This is a genomic window from Brevibacillus soli (genome assembly GCF_044759095.2).
Classification (GTDB): domain Bacteria; phylum Bacillota; class Bacilli; order Brevibacillales; family Brevibacillaceae; genus JBIYSM02.
On sequence record NZ_JBIYSM020000036.1, the window covers coordinates 26,401 to 48,038 of the forward strand.

At 47.2% G+C, this 21,638-nt stretch carries 18 protein-coding genes, 1 pseudogene and 1 riboswitch; of the genes and pseudogenes, 4 read left to right on the plus strand and 15 right to left on the minus strand.

The window, feature by feature from the left end:
* The 5 genes from ACE99V_RS14905 to ACE99V_RS14925 form a co-directional block, all read right to left on the minus strand.
* Positions 1–1,269, minus strand: a complete 1,269-nt coding sequence (locus ACE99V_RS14905; RefSeq protein WP_400492022.1) for an acetylornithine deacetylase — start codon at positions 1,267–1,269, stop codon at positions 1–3.
* A gap of 1 nt (position 1,270) precedes the next feature.
* On the minus strand, positions 1,271–2,035 hold the full coding sequence (locus tag ACE99V_RS14910; protein WP_400492023.1) for a thiazole synthase: 765 nt from the start codon (positions 2,033–2,035) through the stop codon (positions 1,271–1,273).
* 5 nt (positions 2,036–2,040) lie between these two features.
* Positions 2,041–2,244: a sulfur carrier protein ThiS gene (thiS, locus tag ACE99V_RS14915; RefSeq protein ID WP_400492024.1), complete on the minus strand. Its 204-nt coding sequence runs from the start codon at positions 2,242–2,244 to the stop codon at positions 2,041–2,043.
* 323 nt (positions 2,245–2,567) lie between these two features.
* Positions 2,568–2,678: riboswitch (TPP riboswitch) on the minus strand.
* A gap of 41 nt (positions 2,679–2,719) precedes the next feature.
* Positions 2,720–3,106, minus strand: a complete 387-nt coding sequence (kapB, locus tag ACE99V_RS14920; protein WP_400492025.1) for a kinase-associated lipoprotein KapB — start codon at positions 3,104–3,106, stop codon at positions 2,720–2,722.
* 27 nt (positions 3,107–3,133) lie between these two features.
* On the minus strand, positions 3,134–4,351 hold the full coding sequence (locus ACE99V_RS14925) for an alanyl-tRNA editing protein (protein WP_400492026.1): 1,218 nt from the start codon (positions 4,349–4,351) through the stop codon (positions 3,134–3,136).
* Positions 4,352–4,436: 85 nt separating this feature from the next.
* Here ACE99V_RS14925 and ACE99V_RS14930 point away from each other — a divergent pair, with 85 nt between their 5' ends.
* The gene (locus tag ACE99V_RS14930) at positions 4,437–4,829 is read left to right on the plus strand and encodes a DUF2203 domain-containing protein (RefSeq protein WP_400492027.1); all 393 of its coding nucleotides are present in this window, start codon (positions 4,437–4,439) and stop codon (positions 4,827–4,829) included.
* 8 nt (positions 4,830–4,837) lie between these two features.
* Here the strand turns inward: ACE99V_RS14930 and ACE99V_RS14935 are convergent, their stop codons facing one another.
* The 3 genes from ACE99V_RS14935 to ACE99V_RS14945 all read right to left on the minus strand — a co-directional run bounded on the left by ACE99V_RS14935 (position 4,838) and on the right by ACE99V_RS14945 (position 6,812).
* A complete protein-coding gene (locus ACE99V_RS14935; protein WP_400492028.1) occupies positions 4,838–5,065 on the minus strand; it encodes a hypothetical protein in 228 nt (75 codons plus the stop codon).
* Between the two features lie 83 nt (positions 5,066–5,148).
* A complete protein-coding gene (locus tag ACE99V_RS14940; protein WP_400492029.1) occupies positions 5,149–6,435 on the minus strand; it encodes a glycosyl hydrolase family 18 protein in 1,287 nt (428 codons plus the stop codon).
* Between the two features lie 65 nt (positions 6,436–6,500).
* Positions 6,501–6,812 carry a thioredoxin family protein gene (locus ACE99V_RS14945; RefSeq protein WP_400492030.1) on the minus strand — a complete coding sequence of 104 codons (312 nt, stop codon included), beginning with the start codon at positions 6,810–6,812 and terminating at the stop codon, positions 6,501–6,503.
* A gap of 159 nt (positions 6,813–6,971) precedes the next feature.
* Between ACE99V_RS14945 and ACE99V_RS14950 the strand changes: the two genes are divergently transcribed.
* Together ACE99V_RS14950 and ACE99V_RS14955 are read left to right on the plus strand one after the other, a co-directional pair.
* A complete protein-coding gene (locus ACE99V_RS14950) occupies positions 6,972–8,252 on the plus strand; it encodes an MFS transporter (protein WP_400492043.1) in 1,281 nt (426 codons plus the stop codon).
* A gap of 134 nt (positions 8,253–8,386) precedes the next feature.
* Positions 8,387–10,483 (plus strand): outer membrane protein assembly factor BamB family protein, encoded by a 2,097-nt coding sequence (locus ACE99V_RS14955; RefSeq protein ID WP_400492031.1) that lies wholly within the window; start codon positions 8,387–8,389, stop codon positions 10,481–10,483.
* Between the two features lie 1,236 nt (positions 10,484–11,719).
* Here the strand turns inward: ACE99V_RS14955 and ACE99V_RS14960 are convergent.
* From ACE99V_RS14960 to adh, 7 genes and pseudogenes are all read right to left on the minus strand, one after another.
* Positions 11,720–12,364 (minus strand): annotated as a pseudogene (locus ACE99V_RS14960) (IS4 family transposase); the annotation flags it as partial.
* 207 nt (positions 12,365–12,571) lie between these two features.
* Positions 12,572–14,407 carry a hypothetical protein gene (locus tag ACE99V_RS14965; protein WP_400492033.1) on the minus strand — a complete coding sequence of 612 codons (1,836 nt, stop codon included), beginning with the start codon at positions 14,405–14,407 and terminating at the stop codon, positions 12,572–12,574.
* Entirely contained in the window at positions 14,397–16,376 is a 1,980-nt protein-coding gene (locus ACE99V_RS14970) for an McrB family protein (RefSeq protein ID WP_400492034.1), read from the minus strand. Before ACE99V_RS14970 ends, ACE99V_RS14965 begins: the two co-directional genes overlap by 11 nt.
* Positions 16,373–17,677 (minus strand): cell division protein ZapB, encoded by a 1,305-nt coding sequence (locus ACE99V_RS14975; RefSeq protein ID WP_400492035.1) that lies wholly within the window; start codon positions 17,675–17,677, stop codon positions 16,373–16,375. Before ACE99V_RS14975 ends, ACE99V_RS14970 begins: the two co-directional genes overlap by 4 nt.
* Before the next feature lie 604 nt (positions 17,678–18,281).
* Positions 18,282–18,497: a toll/interleukin-1 receptor domain-containing protein gene (locus ACE99V_RS14980; protein WP_400492036.1), complete on the minus strand. Its 216-nt coding sequence runs from the start codon at positions 18,495–18,497 to the stop codon at positions 18,282–18,284.
* Positions 18,498–18,928: 431 nt separating this feature from the next.
* Positions 18,929–19,309, minus strand: a complete 381-nt coding sequence (locus tag ACE99V_RS14985) for a DUF779 domain-containing protein (RefSeq protein WP_400492037.1) — start codon at positions 19,307–19,309, stop codon at positions 18,929–18,931.
* A gap of 26 nt (positions 19,310–19,335) precedes the next feature.
* Entirely contained in the window at positions 19,336–20,856 is a 1,521-nt protein-coding gene (gene adh, locus ACE99V_RS14990; RefSeq protein ID WP_400492038.1) for an aldehyde dehydrogenase, read from the minus strand.
* A gap of 169 nt (positions 20,857–21,025) precedes the next feature.
* Between adh and ACE99V_RS14995 the strand changes: the two genes are divergently transcribed.
* Positions 21,026–21,484, plus strand: a complete 459-nt coding sequence (locus ACE99V_RS14995) for a DinB family protein (protein WP_400492039.1) — start codon at positions 21,026–21,028, stop codon at positions 21,482–21,484.
* Positions 21,485–21,638 lie beyond the last annotated feature (154 nt).

Consider the following 21,638-nt stretch of genomic DNA (forward strand, 5'->3'; position numbering starts at 1 on the left):
TCACTCCTTCGGGGTGTTGCACCAGTCGGCAAGAAACCGTGCCATGATTTGGGCGAAGCGCACCAGCTCATCCGGGTCAACCGATTCATTCACGGCGTGAGCTTCCGAGAGTTCGCCTGGGCCGAAGATGACCGCCGGGATTCCCGCGTGAGCAAACCAGCCGGCATCGGTTACGGTGGAAGACATATCCACGTCAGGCATACGGTGCATCTGGCTCTCGTACGCATCCCTCAGTTTTTTCAACGCAGGATGATTCACATCCAATTCCAGGGAGGGAAAGATTTCCCCACGCTCCTCAATCATGGAGCGGCCTCCCCAACGAAACGTCGGCGGATGGTTCCGCAGCCAGGGGTCGGCGGCCGCGGCAGCCAGCACGTGACGCTCGATCTCCTGAACGATTTCTTCATAGGACTCGTTCGGATAGAAATGCACGGTAATCCACAGGGCGCATTTGTCTGCCAAAAAGGCAGCGTGACGCCCACCCTCAATGACGGCCGGATTAATCGTGTTGGTCCCAGGAGGAAATCCGGGATACCGTTTCATCACGGCCCAGTGACGTTCCAGTTCCTGCAGAACCGCAATCACTTTCATCATTTTTTCGATGGCGCTTGCTCCGTGAACGCCTCCCCCGGCGTGGATCGTTCGGGCTCGCATGCCGTCGTGCAGAGTGGTTGGACTTTCAACCGTAATCCAGCCGGTGATCACGCCGCCCTGCCCCTGCATGTGCAAGCGGCTTGTATCCACCACTACTGCATAGTCGGCAGAGTAGCCCCGTTCGCATGCGGAAAGGGTTCCTGCCTCCCCTGCCTCCTCGCCGATAACCGATTGGAAAATCAAATCGCCGCCCAACTCGACGCCGTATTCTTTCAACATTTGAATGGCAAACAGGCTTGCGGCCAGACCGCCCTTCATGTCTGCGACACCCCGTCCATAGAGGCGTCCGTCCCTTCCTCTGGTCAAGGAAAATGGCGGATATGTCCAGCCGCTGTCGTCACCCACTTCCGCAACGTCGATATGGCCGTTGATAATCAGACTCCTCGTCTTTGATGACCGGGTTCCCTTCAGCGTTCCGACAACATTGTCGTCGCCGGGGAAGACGGTCCAACGGTCCACCTCAAAGCCAAGCGAGCGAAGCTTCTCAGCCATCCATGTCTGGGCTGCGTCCGTATTGCGGGCAGGAGGACTTACCGTGGGAAACGAGATCATCGTCTTCAAAAGGGAAAACAGCTCTTCCCTTCGCTCTTCGATGGCCGCAACAACCCTTTCCATGTTACTCAATCATCCCTTCCGTCGGACTGCTCGCGGAAGCGTAACGCTTTTTCGGGATTCGGCCGGCCAGGAATCCTTTCCGGCCTGCTTCTACCGCCAGTTTCATCGCCTCCGCCATGAGCACGGGATCGTCTGCAAGCGCCACCGCCGTATTGAGCAGCACGCCGTCCGCGCCCAGCTCCATCGCTTTGGCGCAGTCTGCCGGTGATCCGATTCCGGCATCGACGATGACCGGAACCTTGGCGTCCTCAATAATGAAGCGCAGGTTGTGTTCGTTCTGGATTCCTTGGCCGGAGCCGATCGGGGAAGCGCCTGGCATCACGGCATGAACGCCCACCTCCTGCAGCCGCTTGGCAAGGATCGGATCGTCATTGGTGTACGTCAGAACCGTAAATCCTTCTTCCACCAGGATTCGCGATGCTTCCAATGTGCCGATCGGATCGGGAAGCAGCGTACGCGGATCGCCGATTACTTCCACCTTGATCATGTCGCACAAGCCGGACGCTTTGGCCAGCCGGGCAATGCGAACCGCCTCTTCGGCAGTATAGGCACCCGCCGTGTTGGGCAAAAGGGTGTACTTCTTCAAGTCCAATTGTTCCAAAAAGTTCGGCTCATGCGGGTTTTCCAAATTGAGCCGCCGGACGGCAAACGTCAGGATTTCCGTTTCGGACACCTCTACCGCCTTGCTTTGAATCTCCAGATTGGGGAATTTCCCTGTACCCAGGAGCAAACGAGAGCGAAATTCATAGGAACCGATTTTCAGCATGAGTATTATCCTCCTCCAACAAAATGTACGATTTCAATTCGGTCTCCGTCTGCGATCGGCGTCGTTTCGTATGCGGAACGATCAACGATGTCACCGTTGCGCTCCACCACGACGATCTTTTCCTGAAGCTGGTAAGCATTCAGGAGTTCGCGGACGGTGGTGATCTCATCAGCCAGCTCGACTTGTTTGCCGTTCAGCTGCAGCAGCATAGGCACCCTCCTTTTCGGCATAAATCAAAAGAAAAAGGCTTCCTCCGTCAAACCTGACCGCAGGGCTGACAGAGGAAGCCGCCATCCACCAAACTTGCGGATGGCATAAAAAAAGCTTCGATTGAAGCCCTCTCGAAGAAGCTGGTTCTTCGTTAGAGGAAACTTTTTATGCGTTCCGGAAAGTTTATTTCAGGACGCTTTCACACGGTGAAGCCCTTAAACTTTCCTACACGATAAAAAAACCATCCGCCATCGGATGGTTGTACGCGCAACACCGAAATCCGTCGCGGGAGCAAACAGCATCCCGTCGCAACGCGATTTCATGAATCACTTCTACCTCTTCCTCCGCTGGCATGACCCAGGTCAGGTTCAACGGTCAGTAACACATTCGTTACAATCTCAGCCGACTCTGCTCGGCCCCCGTTTGGTATTCGTATGCAGTTGTGAATGATCACTTGTATCTAACACTATCACTCTATGGTTGGTTTGTAAAGGTTTCCTTTTGGACCTGCTCCAACTCGTGCAGAGAGCGCTCCGCCCACTTCATCATCTTCTGTAATTTATCAATCTCTGTCTGCAACGCCTTCTGCAGCGATTGTTTGTAGTCGGGAACATTTCCGTGGTACGGGCGGACTGTCTGCGTGGGAACCATAATCTTTTCCTGATAAGAGAGGGCCCGCCGCTGATGGAAAAGCGGCACGTCCACCTCGTACGGATTGTGCAGGTCCCCCTGTGTCGGAAAGGTTAGGACGGCAACGATTTTGACCAGCAATTTTGGTTCTTGTACTTCCAGCACTTCGGCGATGTACTCACCGGTCTTGTACGATACGCGGACGAGATCGCCCGGGTTCCATTGGGACATACCTATCTCTCCTCTGATATGTGATCGTTACGCGAGCTGTTCCAGTTGGGACTGTAAAAGGCTCCGTGCGTGGGACAGCACTTCACCGCCCGAACGGCTGTTGTTTCCGCCGCCCTGGGCTATGGCCGGATTTCCTCCGCCTTTTCCGTCAATCAGCGGAAGGGTTTCTTTCAGCAGTTGGTTCATAGCCACGCCGACTGCCTCGCCACGGGCGAAGACTAGCTGCAGCTTCTCGTTTTGAACGGCCAACAAAGCGATGGTGTCAGGCGACAAACCAACAATCTGCTGAGCCAGCTGCTGCAGCTCCTGCATGCTTCGTTCCGAAAAAGAAGCCTCTACCACTTTTACCCCGCCGATCGGAATCGCTTCTGCCAGCAGTTGGCCCGCCTCCCATGCCAACAGCTGCTTTTCCTTGCTTTGCAGTGCCTGCTGAAGCTCATTCCGCTCCGCCATCAAACGGGACAGTTGTTCCGTCAGTTCCGCTTCGCTGCTCGACAGCTGGCGCATAAGCTGGCGCAGAACGCGCTGCTTGCGGGCGAATTCCTCGATAGCGCGATATCCGCAGACAAACTCTACGCGGATATTGCCGCGATGCCGTTCCCATCCGAGAATTTTGATCGGTCCTACCTCTCCCGTGCGGGCAGGATGCGTCCCTCCGCATGGATTGGTATCAAAATCGGGAATGATGACCAGCCGGATGTTCTCTGTGACCGACGGCTGTTTGCGAAGCGGGATGTCGGCCAGGTCTGCTTCGTCAACAAACCGCGTTTGAATCGGACGGTTTTCCGTGACGATCCGATTGGCCAACGCTTCCACCGCATCGGCCATATCTTCCGTCAATTCGGAGAGCTGCACATCAATCGTGACTCGCTCCCGCCCCAGGTGGAACGCTACTGTTTCCGCCTGAGCCACCTCCACAAACGACGCAGAAAGGATATGCTGGCCCGCATGCTGCTGCATGTGATCAAACCGGCGCTGCCAGTCGATCTCCCCCTCCACTTCTACTACGTCTTCTGAAAGCGGAGAACGGAGGCGATGCCGAATTTCATCCTTCACCTCTTCCACGTCCAGCACTTCTATCCCTTGCAGTGTCCCCTTGTCGCACGGCTGTCCACCGCCGGTCGGATAAAACGCGGTACGGTTCAGCACAACGTATGGCGTACCGTCCTCCTCCACACCGCGATGTACGACCTGCGCCGTAAATGAACGCACATAGGCGTCTTCGTAATACAGTCGACCGTTCATACGCACTCTCCGTTTTTGCAAATGACATGAGCTATTCCATCCTCCTGCCCCGTTTGCGTATAATAAAGGGAGGAGGTGCGAAAAAATGGAAAAAAAGTACTTTACCCTCGATGAAGCAAATCAAATGCTGCCGTATGTACAAACCGAACTCGCTCTTTTACAGGAAATCAAGCGCAATTTTTATAGAACCTACTACGAGCTGCAACAGCTGAAAAAACGTCAGCCCTCCGCGGAAACCGACGATGAAATCTTTAAACTGGAATGCCGCCTGGATTTCATGGAGATGGAAATGCAGCAGCACATCAACCAGATGTTGGCAAAAGGCATTCAGGTGAAGGACATAGACATCGGTCTGTTTGATTTCCCTGCGGTGCTAAACGGAGACGAAGTGCTGCTCTGCTGGCGGCAGGGTGAATCCTCCATCACGCACTATCACGGGGTGAGTGAAGGATTTGCCGGCCGTAAACGCATTCCCTAAATATGTGATCAACCGAGCAGCTCATGCAGTTTGCGCTCGCGGTCCGCGCGTTCTTCCATTGACGCGAGGTCGTACTTTTTCAACAAGTGAAAGATTTCGTTCAAGGTCGCTTGTCCTACATCCGGCTTCAAGTACGCTTCCAGCTGCTGTGCAATGGACGTTGGTAAAAACGGGCTTTGTTCTGCCATTTTTTTCCGTACGTCCTCCAGGTTGTGGTCCAGTTTGCATTCTCCCATAGAAATCCCCTCCTCTATCCCTTCATGATACCACTTCCCGCCAGCGAAGTGAAAGTCTCCCTTGTTCGGGGAGACTCCTGGTTTTATCTGCGTTTTTGCACGCGGAAATTGTCTTCGATAAGGAGCCAGTTTTGCGGGAAGGGAAGCCCAAGCTTCCAGTAGCTGACTCCTCGCAGCCCCAACTCTTTCACCATATTGAATTTGGCTTGTATGGAGCGCGCGTCTTCAAACCAGACTCGATGGCTGCGTCCCTGATCATCGACGTAATCAAAAAACGGCGCCTGCGCCCTGTAATCATACTGAATGTTGACATTCTCCCGTCTCGCCAGATCGATCGCCGCCTGTGGACTCAGGGCGCGAGCTGTGGTTCCCGGCCGATAGGGAAGCGTCCAGTCGTATCCGTACAGGTTTTGACCCATCAGGATTTTACTGGCCGGCATCTCCGTCAACGCGTAGTTCAACACCTGGCGCACCGGGCCGATTGGCGACACTGGCATGGGCGGGCCTCCGCTGTACCCCCACTCATACGTCATGATTACGACGAAGTCAGCAATTTCCCCAATGGCTCTATAGTCGTGTGCCGGGTACCACACGCCCGGCTGATCGCGTCTGGTCTTGGGAGCGAGTGCGACAGACAGCATCAGGCCTTCCGGTTTGATCCGGTCACGTACGCGCCGCAAAAATTGAGCGTACGCTTCCCGGTCCGTCGCAGGCAGCGCCTCCATGTCAAAGTGAATATCGCCAAATCCCAACCGTTTGGCCGTGCTGATGATGTTTTCGATCAGTCGGTTTTGCACGTCCCGGTTGTTCAGTACCAGACTCCCCAGTTCCGAACTGAACTGCCCGCCCTCCAGATTGGTAATGACCATCATAGGGACGACCCGATTGGCACGGGCAATCTCCAGGAAGTTGTCAAGCGGCGGCGGCGTCAGTGAGCCGTCCCGGTTGATTCGAAAGCTAAACGGAGCCAGATACGTCAGGTGCGGGGCCGCTTTGCGGGTATCTTCCTCCAACGCTGGAGATACCCGTCTTGCTGTCGGCTCGGCGTATGCATTGAAGTCGGCTGCCCGCCTGGGCCGTGGCGGAATGTACAGGCGAGTGCCGATCTGCAGCGGCTGATACAGGGAGATGCGATTGACCCGTGCCAGCTGGGCCGCGGAGATTCCGAACTTTTGTCCGATCGTATAAAGAGTGTCGCCCTTTTGCACCCAGTAGAAGCTGCCCACGATCGGAATGACGAGCGCCTGCCCCACGACCAACTGGTTGGGGTCAGACAGCTCGTTGGCCCGTACGATTTCCTGGGCGGTAGTCTCGTACGCCTCCGCAATCCCTGTCAGTGTTTGTCCTCTTTGGACGACGTGTATCTGCATGAGCCTCCTCCTCCACTTTTGTCTCTCTCTCCCATGTATTCAGCGTGGAGGGGTTAGGTGTTTGTCTATTTCAAGGATTTCAGTATTTGATAGAGATAGTCTACGGAACGAAGCGCATAGTGCTTTTCCGCCACTGCGCCGTCCCGGAGGAGGACCAACGCTGGAACGCTGGCAATCTGCCACTGTTGAGCCAGATCGGACACATGATTGATGTTGACCCGAAAGAGAGACAGCGTCGGCATCAGGTGCAGCACGACTGCCAACATACGCTCTGCCAGCTTGCAGGTACCGCACAGCGGTGTGTAGAAAAAGACGGCGAACGGCTGTGTTTCTCTTGCAAGCTTCTGTTCAAGTTCCTCAAGTGTGAGTTCTACCATGGACCTATTCTCCTTGTTCTGCGATTGGCTCATATTGAAAAGCACATTTGGCCCTTGAGTTTCCGAAAAAAAGATAGTAACTTGTTAAGGATATCATGATCGTTATCGGGTGAAAAAGCCCCCCCAGGGAGGTCTGTTGCTTTGGACAATCATCATAAAATGCCGGCATCACCGCGACCGCGGACACTTCATTACGCGTGGATTGTCCTCGGCATCACTTTTCTGATTCTTCTGATAGGAGCAGGCATCCGTGCCACTCCGGGAGTGTTGATGGTGCCCCTCGAGGAAGAGTTCGGGTGGGAGCGTTCCACCGTCTCCCTGGCGCTGGCAGTCAACATTATTCTGTACGGTCTGGTCGGTCCGTTTGCGGCAGCCCTCATGGATCGTTTCGGCATCAGGCGGGTGACCGTCATCGCCCTGCTGCTGTTGGGTGCCGGCACGGCCTTGACGACGCAGATGCACACGTCGTGGCAGCTGACACTGTTATGGGGTGTCGTGGTCGGACTGGGAACCGGCTGCACGGCATCGGTACTCGGCGCCATGATCGCCAACCGCTGGTTCACCGCTCACCGGGGACTGGTAATCGGAATCCTGACCGCAAGCGGAGCGACAGGCCAGCTGGTCTTCTTGCCGATGCTCGCCCATCTGGTCGTCTCCGAAGGCTGGCGGGCGGCTTCCTGGATTACCTCCATCGCCGCTTTCTTCATGGTACCTGTTGTCGCACTTCTGTTGCGAAACAAGCCCAGTGACAAGGGGCTTTTGCCCTACGGAGCAACGGAGCAGCCGACGGAGACCGGACCTGCCTCCGCCAATCCGTTTTCAGCCGCTATTGGCGGCTTGCGTGAAGGACTTCGCTCGTTTGACTTCTGGCTTCTGGCAGGCAGCTTTTTTATCTGCGGACTGTCAACCAACGGACTCATCGGCACACATTTCATTCCTGCCTGTATCGAACACGGCATTCCCGAAGTGACTGCGGCCAGCATGCTGGCCTTGATTGGCATCTTTGACATCATCGGCACCACGCTATCCGGCTGGTTGTCAGATCGGTGGAACAACCGCTGGCTCTTGTTCTGGTACTACAGCTTGCGCGGCTTCTCGCTCCTGCTGCTGCCGTCCGCCCTCAACTCGTCGACATTCAGTTTGGGTCTGTTTATCGTGTTTTACGGTTTGGACTGGGTCGCCACCGTACCCCCTACCGTGCGGCTGACAACCGACATCTTCGGAAAGGAAAAGGCCGGGATCCTGTACGGATGGATTTTGGCTGCCCATCAGGTGGGCGCAGGGGTTGCCGCTTTTGGCGGAGGCGTGCTTCACACGTGGCTGGACAGCTATACGTTCACTTTCCTCACAGCCGGACTCTTCTGCCTGTTTGCTTCCGGGATGGTCATGCGCATCGGAAAGACGCAGACTGTGCAACCGGCCTTATCCGACCGCGCCTAAACTGTACAAACGAGCCTTTCGAACCGATTCGAAGGCTCGTTTTTTTTTTACCAAAATGTTGTGTTTGACGGCAAGCGTCATTGTAACGAAAATGAATATGTTTTAACCACTATTGAACTCAAAAGGAGAACGAGATGCGCACGAAAATTTTTTCCTTGATTCTTGCCGTCTGCTTGACAGGTACCATCATGCCAATGCCTCTCAAGGCTGCGAGTGAACCGATGGATTGGAACACGCGCTACGCTGACAGCGGCAATACCAACCACTCTAACGCAACCCTTCCGATTGAACTGACTCTCTCACAGAAGCCGATTGACAATGCTTCCGCCAATTTTGTCATTGAGGATGGAAAATTGTACACCATTGAACGAATTGGTGGGAAAAAGCTGTATGTCATCGACGTGAAAACCAACACGGTTCGCTGGGAATTTGCGTCCGAAGGCGACGTCCCCTTCTACGAGCTGGTTGCCAAAAACGGTGTGATTTATGCACGCAGCGAAAACAAGCTGTACGCCATAACCGATGATGGCAGCGCTCCTATCGTCAAATGGTCAAGGGAACCTGTCGGCGGTCGAATGGCAATTAGCCAGAACACTCTGTTCGCTATCAAGGATGATCAGCAAATTGTCGCCATTGACTTGGAAACGGGAGCTGACAAATGGAGTTATACGATCAAGCCTACGGATCAACTGTCATTTAGCAAGTTATCGGCTGGCGGCAATCGTGTGTATGTAACCATGACAAACCGTGCCGAGATGGACTACACCATGTATGCCTTTAGTGAAGCAACCGGTCAAGTCCTGTGGACCGCTGCTTTAGGTTCAAGCGGCATACAATCAAGCAATCTTCCGGTGTACACAGATGAAAAGGTATACCTGGATCGACACGATAGTTCAAGGCGAACAAACCCCGGTTCCATTACAGCTTTTGATGCTGCAACAGGAAATACGCTTTGGCAGTATCCTGTTTCCACCTACTTCGAAGGACCTCTCTCCGTCAACAATGAATCGGTAATCGCGGCTGACAAGAACGGCCATTTGATGGCGGTCGACAAAAATACCGGCGAAAAAAAATGGGAGGTTTTCTATGCCGATTTCGTTACCCAGGCGGGACGTACCTCCATTGTTTCGGGAAGCAGTATGCTGCTTACTTCCGATAAGATCGTTCTGGCCAACAACAACAAACTGAAATTCTTTCACTCGGCAAATGGCACCCTGCTTCATGCAACGCCTGTCCTGCAGACCGCAACCGGTGGATCAGGAGTGACTCCGGTCGGTGTGATTGACAGCATGCTCTTTGTACGGGAAGCGAACAACATGTTGTACACCATGGTGGCGGTTGAAAAAGATATCACACCTCCATCTGCACAGGTTGAACCGATTAGCAGTCTCGCTCCTGAGAACGGTACCTCTCGATGGAGCATTCCTTTCTCAATCAGCGAAGAGGCGTATGTCACCGTCCACATCGTGGATGAAAAGGGATCACGCGTACGACGATTTGACCTGGGACTGCGCCAAGCGGGCGAGAATAACGTCGTGTGGGACGGAAAAACCAATACAGGCTTTGACGTCGCCCACGGCAGCTATTACCCGGTGCTCGAAATGATGGACGCCGCTGGGAACAGAGGGACGCTTCAAGCGCAAGACAAAATCATGGTGGTATCGGACAAGTTCGGCTGGACCACAAGCAATGTCAACATGCGTACCGCACCGGGCACGCAGTACGGTGTAACCACCGTGGTGCCTGTTGGTTCGGAAGTAAAAATTGTCGGGGAAACAGCCGGATGGTATCAAGTTGAGTATCGCAAGGTCACCGCTGTGTTGAAGGGTTATGTGTCTAAGTCGTACGTTACACTTCGCAGCAATGCGCTGATCGCACAGGACTTGACCGGCACCGCCCGACAGAATGTCAATATGCGCAAAGGCCCTGGCACTCAGTACGAAACCATGGTTGTCATTCCTGCCAATTCTCCTGTAAAGGTAAAAGGATCTTTTGGCGATTGGTACTGGATCGAGTACCAAAACGGCAGCACGTTTCACATTGGCCATGTGGCTAAATACCTGATCAGCGTATCGATGCCCAAACCAGTCGTTCACGTCGTGCAAGCCGGCGATACGCTGTGGAAAATTGCCCAGAAATACGGCACCACTGTCGATGCGATCATAAAAGCGAACAACCTGGATCCAAACAAGTACTTGTTTATCGGACAAAAAGTATCGATTCCTCAATAAACAGCAATGGCGTGCAAACTGATGAGGTTTTGCACGCCTTTTTTCTTGCAAAGGAAAAGGGTATCCTGTGGCTGATGCCCAAGATACCCGGTCGTGATAGTGTAGTAGTTTGTCAAAGAAAGTGCGAAAAATCCAGTATTTATCTAGATGATGTTTCACAAAGTGTGTCAATGATGATCAATATGTTTGACAAAATGTAAGTTTTTCATCGCGAAGTATGACAAAAAATCATTTTTGCATTAAACGTAAAAAAATGAATGTATAATAAGAACAGCCCCCTAAATAGATGGCTGTTTTCTATATAACATGCTTATCCCTAAAGTGGCTGATTTGCTCTAAACTAATTTAACGAGTGACACTTCCATTCTGATTAACCCTGCTCAAAGTAACGATTACTCTGCCACTTTTAATCCATTTCTATGGTTGGAACTCCTACATGACATTCCCTCGCGGCTTCTCTTATTGTATAACCCTCACTTTAAATGCGAGCTAAAACGATTGATTCTTTTAACCTTTAAATGTCTTTTTTCCGAAGATCAAAGTTTTTTCTCCTTGACATTCAAACGAGACGCAATTTTCATCTTTCATCACAAGTATATTAATTTGACTTTACCGAATATCCGTATCTCGAAAACGTTGCTTTTCGTAACGTCATCCACACTTCGGGAATAAAAAACTGCAGATACAAATCTTTCCACTTATTCCCTTTCAACGAGCTAGATTCATATCCGTGAATAGAGGGACTCTATAATCATACCTTTCTCTACCAACTTCAAAATAGAACAAAGTTATCCCTAACATTTCACAAACTTTAGTAAGATTGCAGTACGCCACTCTTCTCTCACCGCTGAGTTAACTTGTTATTCATAACGAATTAATGAAACCGAATTATTTTGTCGGACGATTTGTTCTTGAAATGAATATTGTAGAAGAAACGTTAAGAAACGGGACCTCATTGAGTTCCCGTTTCTTCGGTTCGATCGTACCAATAAAGAAAACGACGTTAATAATGGATATAACCAAGAGAAAAAATATTAATATCTCAACTTTCGCAGGACGAAATTGCCAAACAACTCTTGATGTAGCTGGGAAGAGCGGCAATCCATTGCTGTAATTGACTAAGAAGCCCCTCTTGTTGAGACGAATTCTCCAAATGACGTTGCATGAAAGCCCAGAGTTGCACAAGTGCCGTTTTTACATCAATGTCTTTCACTTCATCGCATAACAAATAATATGGGTAAGCCATGTGTCCATAAGCACATAATCAGCTTGGATTCCCATCTGTAGAGCATGGTCGAGTAAGGTAAGGACTGCTGCTGGTTTGCTTTGCAAAGCCTCTTTCCGACGCTTGTATCCATTTGTTCGCTTGTCAATGTCTTCACGAATGTTTTGCAATCGATTCGCTTCGTTTCGGGAACTGAGCAAGGTAAAACCAACAGGTACAAAGGTAAAGCCATCTGACCAGCCAAGAGTCAGCATCTGAAATCCCTTAACAAATTTGCCTGTTGTATGATCGTGTACACGAGCAAGCAGTTCGAGTGCTTTGCTACGAGAACGGGAATAAACGGAATCGTCTATGATGAATACACGTACTCGTTTGGCGGAGGTCAATGAACCCAATGTTTTGATGAATGTTCCGCTAAGCGAATGGAGAAAGGCTCGCCAATTGTAACGGGGATCATTGAGAAAGCGATAGATCGTATCTTTTCCAGGTAAATCAGTACGTTGTTCGCTTTCTAGCAAGCGGAACCAGTTCTTATGCTGGAAAACCAAGAGAAAAACAAGTTGAAACAATTCCAAACAGGAATAGCCAACCCCCTTGATAATCCCTGCCTTGCGGAGATGATGGCCGATTTTCAACAGAGAAAACGCGTTGAGCAACGTTTATGGGAGTTGCTGAGAGAGATCTTTTTTGATTATCATATTCTAGTACACCTTTCTTTTGGGTTAGTGCTGGACACACTAATTTTACCAAAATGAGTGGTGTATTTCTTTTTGCTAATCAGATTTGTCAAGGTTACAACTTGATTGCCCTTCTATTCATGCACCACATGATCGGAGGACGTTTTTCAAGGTGCGAAAGTTGAGTTAATATAATCCATAGCCTTCGAACTTTTCATCAAGCCAGTGTGTAATTTCATTATCTAGCTCCTTATATCCGAGAATATTATCTTGGTCAATATCCGGAAAGAACTGTATAAACACGAGCGGGAGTACCTCTTGTTTTATCTTAGCCTCTCTATCTCTTGAATAGATACACAATACACTATCCACGACCGTAGTTCTTCGGTTATGCACCGTATTTTCGCCCAAATAATAAATATGGTGATATTTGGTCATCTGATTATATACAATACTCGTATAATTTTCATTATGCAAAGACCTGTATCTACGGTGCTTAGCATCCAGCACAATGCATGAGATAAAAATTGGTACCTCTGATTCTGATTTCTTATATAAATCAATTCGGATGTCCGGCTGAATCACCCGCGTAGAGAAAAAGTTATCCCCTGACGCAAGGGCGTCTTCACGTAAATGAATACTTTTGTCGTACCAAACATTAATCAACGCATTTTCTTTTTCTAATTCCATACAGAATCCTGAATGAATATCCTGCAAATCATCGAGTTTAAAACCACCTCTTGGTACAAATCCATACTTTCTAATCATATCTACTACTTGAAGATACACAAATTGTTCGTATATCTTCCATGTAGGCTTGAGTATCTGAATAATATGTTTAGATACTCCTTCAGTAAATAAAATTTTTCTTCCGGCTTCGTAAAGGTCAGTAACTATACGGTAATTTTGGTATTTAAGAGCCGGTTTCTTTTGTCCTCTCTTTACACCCTCTAAAGGGGTGAAGGACAATAGAAAGCTGAACCGTGCTAAGACATCTTTAATTAAGAGATTCCATTGATTTAATATACTCAGCTGGCGTTCAGCTTTTTTTATCTCACCTTCCAATCGAAAAATTTTTGTACGCATCGAATCCTTTGATTCCTGGGAGATATCCCTTTCATTCCATAATGTTTTTTTTCGTTCCTCTTCACGCCGCATCTGATCTTCTTTTTCACGAATTGTTACAAGAATTTCTTGATAATCGCGTGATATTTCTTGTTGAATATTGTGTAGTTCAATTTTCCAAGATAACAGAACATGCTTTATCCATTGATTAACAGGAATATCAACAGTTAAGACTTTCCTCTTATTTAATTCGAATGGTGAAGCGTGTACCTCTTTCCATCGCAAACTTTTGTGATCTACTTTTTTTTGAAATGGGTCAAGTCTGTATTCTGTTTTTACTTGTTCCAACAAGTTTCGCTCTAATTGAGAAAGGGACGTAAATAATCTTTCTTTTTCGTTTATTAGCCACAAGACGTAATCATAATACGTTTTGGCTTTAAGAAAATGTTGCTCATCGCCAATCGATTTTGATGTATAAATTAGTTCGTAGCATATTCCCTCAATTTCTTTTTCTAAAAGGAGGTGCATATGCTGCACTTGTGCCAAGGATAAATGTATAGGAGTTACAAAAAATGCAGAGGAGTATACCTTTTCTTGATAATATACTTCTAAAAGGTACACACCCAATCGCCAAGGAAACTCTTGATTATCGTAATAGGTATAAAGATATTGTCGATTTTCTTTATCCGTTAACGGCACGGTTAATTCCGATTGCTTTCCTTGTTCGTCATATATACTTGTCTGAATAATAACCTTCGCGTTTACATCTTTTTCCATCCCCTCCTTTGCGAATAGACGAATACCAATTTGAATTCCCTCTTTAATAGAAATTAAGTCATTTATGGATCTAGGAACATGGTGCCGATCCCAAAATTCCTTAAATTCTTTCTTATTTGCACCAGAATCATCAGTAAATAATTCCAACACGAATGGCAGATCACTAGAATTATAATGCATATCCGTTCCTCGTCAGTTCCTTCGCTTTTTGAACGAGAAAGTTAAACGATGTCTTGAATTCGTCTTCACCATCACGTTCTTCTAATAGAAGTCTCGCAATTAATCCTGGTTGGTATCGATTGCTTTCCAAATCAAAAAAGCCAACTAGATCCTGAATTTGCTCACGATGCCCACGTATTTTCGTTAGAATTCGTTGTTTGATCTGGTAATCAAAAGCTGTTTTTCTTGTTATGAAAGGGTTTCCATCGTGGTCTCGCGGAATATTAGCAAGATATCTCCCGATTCCCATCGCAATGCGAAAGCTAACTCCCGTTTGAGAGTCATACTCGCGCATAAGTTCATGTAATCGATCAAGTAATGATATTTCTGATTCCTCCAATGAAAAGTCTTCTTTAGTCCATTCTTTTCTATAAATATCGCGATTTACAACAGTCGCTCTGTCATAGTCTTCTGTATCCTTTTCTTTTCCGACGAAAGCTTCTCCAAAAGTAAGCTTTTCTAAAAAAATAATATTTATTCGATCTAACATTCGATTGGAGAAATCCTTTGTCGTTTCGTCGAAATTCGCTGTTCCTACGAAAAGAACATTATCTCCAATCGGAATACCTTCTTTAAGTTGGCGATTATAGCAGGTCGCATCTTTGCTAAAAAGTCGTAAGCACCTCTGATCCCCTGGGAGTTCTAAAAGCGAAATAAATGGGCTAAAATAATGTTCTACTTGCCCAAGATTCATTTCGTCAAATAAAATCATAAATAACTGTTCTTTATTTTGATTTGCTTTTTCTAAAAAAGATACTAACCCTGTCTCACTTTCCATAAATATCCCGATTTGATGATTCAGATAACCTAAGATATCGGATGGCTCCGTATAAGAAGGGGAAATCGGAACAATTAAAAGGTTTTCATTTTGTTTTAGCCCGAGTGCTTTGGCATATAATAGAGCAAGTTGAGTCTTACCAGTACCACTCATTCCACCCAACACTGCAATATTGCTGGTCTTTAACGCGGTATGAAAATTTACTAAAGCCTCTTCTTCCTGATAGACTAAACCCTCTTCCGCAGCAAAACTTTTTAATCTGGCGATAAAATCTACTTCAGAAAGTGAACTCTTTGGTTTAACCTCAATTCTATTCTTTTCTTTCTCTTCTTTTTTGGGTAAGTCTTGTGGGATTAATTGTTGACCATGAGAATGAAAGTGATCTCTTAGTATTCCCGCATAATCATTTGTAATGAAGCCCAAATCACGGTAAGTACTTTTAACGTTGTCCCAAAACTCGGAAAACTCATTTAAAGGAAGCTTTTTAATTAAATGTGGCTTCTTTGAATAAAAGGTGTTGATATTGATAGGACTAGCCTCTAAAATATCCTGCTCCGGTATGAAATATAAATGACCATCACACAAGATAAATTCTGGAACTTCCATAAGGTTTGGATAATCAGGCAGTTGTATTGCTGCTTTCTCTGTTAATGATTTTTCAAACCGTACCCATGGAACCCCTTTTTTCACTTGTGGAATTGTTACATAATAGCTCGATTCCAATCTATCGTCGGAAACCAGCACTATTTCGAAATTATAATGATAGGGATGATCACTATTATCATTCCTCTTGGATAATTTTGGTCTAAATAATATAAGCTTCCCTTCTAGATGCTCTCTTAAAAACTGAACTTTGTCAGATTGTTCATAGTATTTTATGTTTTGTAGATACCTGCCGTTTCGCTCGTCAAAAGAAACATAACATTCCTTTTGATCTTTCCCTAATCTTTCCTTGAGGAGTTTTGGTTCATCACTAATTGCCTGCAAGTAGAATACAATAATATCCTCATTACGATGGCTCTTTGTGACCGATTTTCGTTCGATCCCCAGAGGAGGAATTCTATTTGCATCGCTTTCGTCCGCAAGACGACCTAAAATTAGACAATTACTTATTTCTCGTTTCGTTTTTTCATTAATTTCGTTTTGTATCATACCTCAAATTCCTCCACGTATCCGTTGTTAGATAACCTAATATAATGGTTTATTAATTCTATGTAATCGCTGTATTCTTCGTAATAAATTCCATTCTCAATAAAAAAGTTTCGTAATTCTACCCATTCTCTTGTATTAGTGAACGAAAGACGATCGATTAACAATGCTTTTTCTTTGATATGGGAAATATCCCCTTTTCGTTTTGCATTATAAAGATAGCTTTTAGAAAATATATTTTTCGTAAACACTTTTTTAATTCGAGTATCTGGCACATCCGTGATAATGATGGCTTGATTGTTAACTGGTATTAACTCTTCAAATATTTCTTTAATTTTCTCCAGTTCACTTAATCTGTTTTTATTGATACTGCATTGTTTCTCCAACCCCTTTATATGGTTTTCTTTAGCATTCAATTCATTTTTCATTTTTCCAAAGTTTCCCAACAATTCCTCCATTTGTTCTATTAATGAAGATCTATTAGCTACTTCCACATCTAACCTCTTTTTCAAACTCTCTATTTCATCATTTGCTTTTTTTACTTGATGCTGTAATTGATGGAGTGCTTCTAGACTCTGACTTTCTTTTTCCTTCACAAAATATCTATAAATTGAGGATTGTAGTTGATCAAATCTGGAATCATCAGTATAAGAGTATATCAAAGCGACTTGTGCAAGAAAGCGTTCGAAATTTTGCAAATTCACTACGAATGCAAAGATTGTTCTTTCATCCATCCCTTTAATATTAGATTTAATTTGTTCGTATTTTTCCCTATAACCACAGTCCTCTATAAATGCTTCATATTCTTCAAGCGATGGATAAGAATCGTCAATTTTTAATATTTGAATTGTTCTGTCGAAGAAATTTTCTGATCGATATCCTATCCCATGAAATATTTCTTGTTTTTCAATTGCATTTTTTTGTATTAATTCTAATTGATTATTGTAGAAATTGTTAAAGACCTGATAAAGCAAAGCTAGCTTCTGATATGGTCTTACATTTAACTTGTATTCCAATTGAAATAAAAATTCCATAATATCCGTATTTTTTAGTTCGGGATTTTCTTTCAAAATTCCATCTGCAATTTGAGTATAGAATTCATGAATCGGAATTTTCCCTTTTGATTCTTTCTTTTCACCTATACCTCTCCTCAAAGCCTCAGAAACAAGCCTTCTAAGCTGTTCTTCCGGTCGACTGAATAGTTTTTCCTTTCGAAATCCATCAATCGTTAAATTAAAAATGTGACAAATTTGAAGCAAGTCCGCTTTGGATAATATCCCTGGTAACCATTCAAACTCATGCATTTACAACCCTCCCAATTCAATTTTACCAAGTAAATATTTCCTATACAATCGACAAACTGGAATAGATATATCACTAGTGTCTGATTTTGATTTATTTGATCAAAAGGATCAAGCTCGTATTTTAAGTAATTCAAAAAATTATGAAAAATACAATAGCAAAGACGAACAACAGTTACCCCATGTAAATTAATCCCGCTTGGCACATGTCCTGGAGGGTTTGATTGCCTTTTAATCCTTTCCAAAATTCCCACAAATGGACTTTCGTATTCTTTGTCGTTGAGTTTCAAGCGAAGCTTCGTGGAATTGCTTGAAAACATTCCTTCTTAGACTTTGCACACCCAATAATAAAGAGAGTCACCTTTGGACTCCCTTGTTCTAAACAACGCTTTTTAATGAAAAATGCTCTTTGAGGAACGGATTCATTCCTCTATCTTTAAAGTGGTAAAAGAAATCAAAAGCATATGCAAAGTCGATCATCTCAATACGTGGATGGTCGTTGTCAATAGCAATTTTACCAACCCTCCGGATTAGCAGGATTTTCTCGAAGAACAGGCAAAGAAAGGTCCGTCTCGAAATCACACCCACCTTACTCTTTGTCGACGCGTTAAGCATAATTTTCAGTTATAACCACAATTACACGATCAAAATCTCGAATAGCCTTTATCATCATTCGATATAGATTTGTTGTTTTGTCCTTGTGTTCGAACTCGTCAAAAGTCGCATTTACACCGTTTTCCCTGAGTTTGTTTGCAAGCTGATAAACCCAATTTTCATGCCCTTGGTTGTCCCAGCTATAGCTGATAAAAGCAGTTTGATTCACAGCACCATCTCCGCCTTCCTTAACATATTGAAATCGCCCCATTTGACCTTACCAAAAAATGGTTGAAGTAAAGAAAAAGAAGACGAGCAACCAAGTTACTCGCCCTTTTTCTTATCACTTTTTCAAATCCTTTAACATTTGCGAAAGTGAGTTGCCACCTTGGCGTTGACGAAGCGTATCGAGGTGCATATCTCTTCGTACCCCGAAGTCGACACCGTATTTTTGTTAAACGGAGCCGACATTAGTGTCTCCCCGTTATTTGCGATATCTTTCATTCTCGTTACGATCTCTCAAAGTTTCGTTGCATTTTGTGCTTTGACACACTTCCTGAGACTTGGCGTTGATTTAACAAGCTTTTTCTGATTACTTCTGCCAAACTTTAAGAGTACCTTGGCAAGCATTGTGATCAGCTTGCCAAACTTATTGAGGTTTTACAAAGGAAGCTCACCGTTGTCTTTCAAGAGACGGTACTCCTCGTCCGTGAACACGCGGGAGCGCGTGAGAAAGCGCACGCCCTCCGGTCCCTCCAGCGAGAACATCCCGCCCCTTCCTTTGACCACATCGATGATCAGCTGTGTGTGCTTCCAGTACTCGTACTGGGCAGCGCTCATGTAAAACGGCACACTGCCGATTTCCCCAAGCAGCACATCGTGATCGCCGATCAAAAATTCGCCCCGAGGATAGCACATGGGAGAAGACCCGTCGCAGCAGCCGCCCGATTGGTGGAACAAGAGCGGTCCGTACCTGTTTTTCAACCGTTCAATCAAGGCAAGCGCCTCGTCAGTCGCCAGAACTTTGGGTATCGAGCCCATCCTCTCTCCCCTTCCCTGCCCGCGATTTAGAAGAAGCCGAGGGCATCCGGGCTGTAGCTGACGAGCAGATTTTTCGTTTGCTGGTAGTGCTCCAGCATCATTTTGTGATTCTCGCGGCCGATACCGGATACCTTGTAGCCGCCAAATGCCGCATGCGCCGGATAGGCGTGGTAGCAGTTGGTCCAGACGCGCCCGGCCTGAATCGCTCTGCCCATCCGGTAGGCTGTATTCACGTCTCGTGTCCAGACGCCGGCACCCAGGCCGTACAGGGTGTCGTTGGCCAGCTCCAGCACCTCTGCCTGATTGGTGAAGGTCGCGACAGACACCACTGGACCAAAAATTTCTTCCTGGAAGATGCGCATCTTGTTATGTCCTTTGAACACAGTCGGCTTGACGTAATACCCGTCGGTGAAATCCCCTTCCAGGAAGTTGCGGGAACCGCCGATCAAGCACTCGGCGCCTTCCTGTTTGCCGATATCGATATAAGAAAGGATTTTCTCCAGTTGTTCCGTGGAAGCTTGTGCCCCGATCATCGTCGAGGTGTCAAGCGGGTTGCCCTGTTTGATGTCGGCTACGCGGGCCAACGCTTTTTCCATAAAGCGATCGTAGATGGACTCCTGGATAAAGGCGCGGGACGGGCATGTGCACACCTCGCCCTGGTTCAGCGCAAACATCACGAAACCCTCGACAGCTTTGTTAAAGAAGGCGTCATCCTTGTCGCAAACATCCTCGAAGAAAATGTTCGGGGACTTGCCGCCCAGCTCCAGTGTCACCGGAATGATGTTTTGAGAAGCGTACTGCATGATCAGACGGCCGGTCGTCGTTTCTCCGGTAAACGCGATCTTGGCGATTCTGTTGCTTGCGGCAAGCGGTTTGCCTGCTTCGAGCCCAAAGCCACTCACCACGTTTACCACTCCTGGCGGGAGCAGGTCTTGAATTAGTTCAAGGAAGACCATGATGGAGGCCGGTGTTTGTTCAGCCGGTTTGAGCACGACGCAGTTACCGGCTGCAAGCGCAGGAGCCAGTTTCCAGGTCGCCATCAACAGGGGGAAATTCCACGGGATGATTTGCCCCACAACACCGAGCGGTTCATGGAAGTGGTAGGCGACGGTATGCTCGTCGATTTGTCCGATCGTGCCCTCTTGTGCCCGAATGCATCCGGCGAAATAGCGGAAGTGATCGATGGCGAGCGGCAGGTCAGCGGCAAGCGTCTCGCGGACCGGTTTGCCGTTGTCCCACGTCTCCGCCACGGCGAGCATTTCCAGATTGGCCTCCATCCGGTCGGCAATCCTGTTCAGGATGGCAGCCCGTTCCGCCACCGAGGTACGGCCCCAGGCGTCTTTTGCCTCATGGGCTGCGTCCAACGCGAGCTCGATGTCTTCTGACGTAGAGCGCGGCACTTCGCAAAAGACCTTACCCGTCACGGGTGACACGTTTTCAAAATACTCTCCTTTTACGGGTGGTACCCACTTTCCTCCGATAAAGTTTTCATAGCGCGGTTGAAAGTTCACTTTCGCGCCAGGTTGTCCGGGTTGTGCATAAATCATCGCAAATAACGCCTCCTATTCGCATAATTTTGACTCTACCGTACTTTATGAACCAGATGGACAAAACATACGCGTTTTCAAAGGCGCTAAAGCAAAATTCCAAAAAGAGGGAACTGCGTGTGGACTCTCGAATCATCATGGAAGAATACAGTATCTGGAGGGGTTTTGCGTGTTGAAACGGCATGAAGTTCTATGCAATCAGTTGGAAGCGTACAGACAGGAAACCTTGCAGGCAGTCGAGTCCATCACCGAAGAAATGGCAGACGTCATCCCGGAGGGCTTTTCAAACAACATTCGATGGAACCTGGGGCATCTCTACCTGGATCAATACCTGTGGATTCAACATCTGACAAAAGAACCCGCCCCCATCCCCAATGGATTTCGGGAATGGTTTGATTACGGCACGCGGCCGGCCGATTGGCAAACGGCTCCCCCTACTCTGGATATCCTGAAAAAGCTTCTGGCCGAACAGCCGGCCTGCATCCGTGAACAATACGGGCATCGGCTGGAGGAAGAGTTTCCTGCAACGGAAATGGGCATGCACACACTTGAACAAGTGCTGGTACGCACCATTTTTCACGAAGGAATGCATCTGGCTGCGATTTTGGCGATCCGAAAATTCCTATAGCAAGAAAACCCACCCGGCATTAGCTAGTTACTCCTGAAAAAATCGTTTTTTGGCAGATGCATCTCATTGTGGTGAATCTCAGGGGGGCAACCGTGTAACTGTATCCGTTAATCGTTGCTTATTTGGCCATTTGGGCTGCTCTTCTGAGGTTATG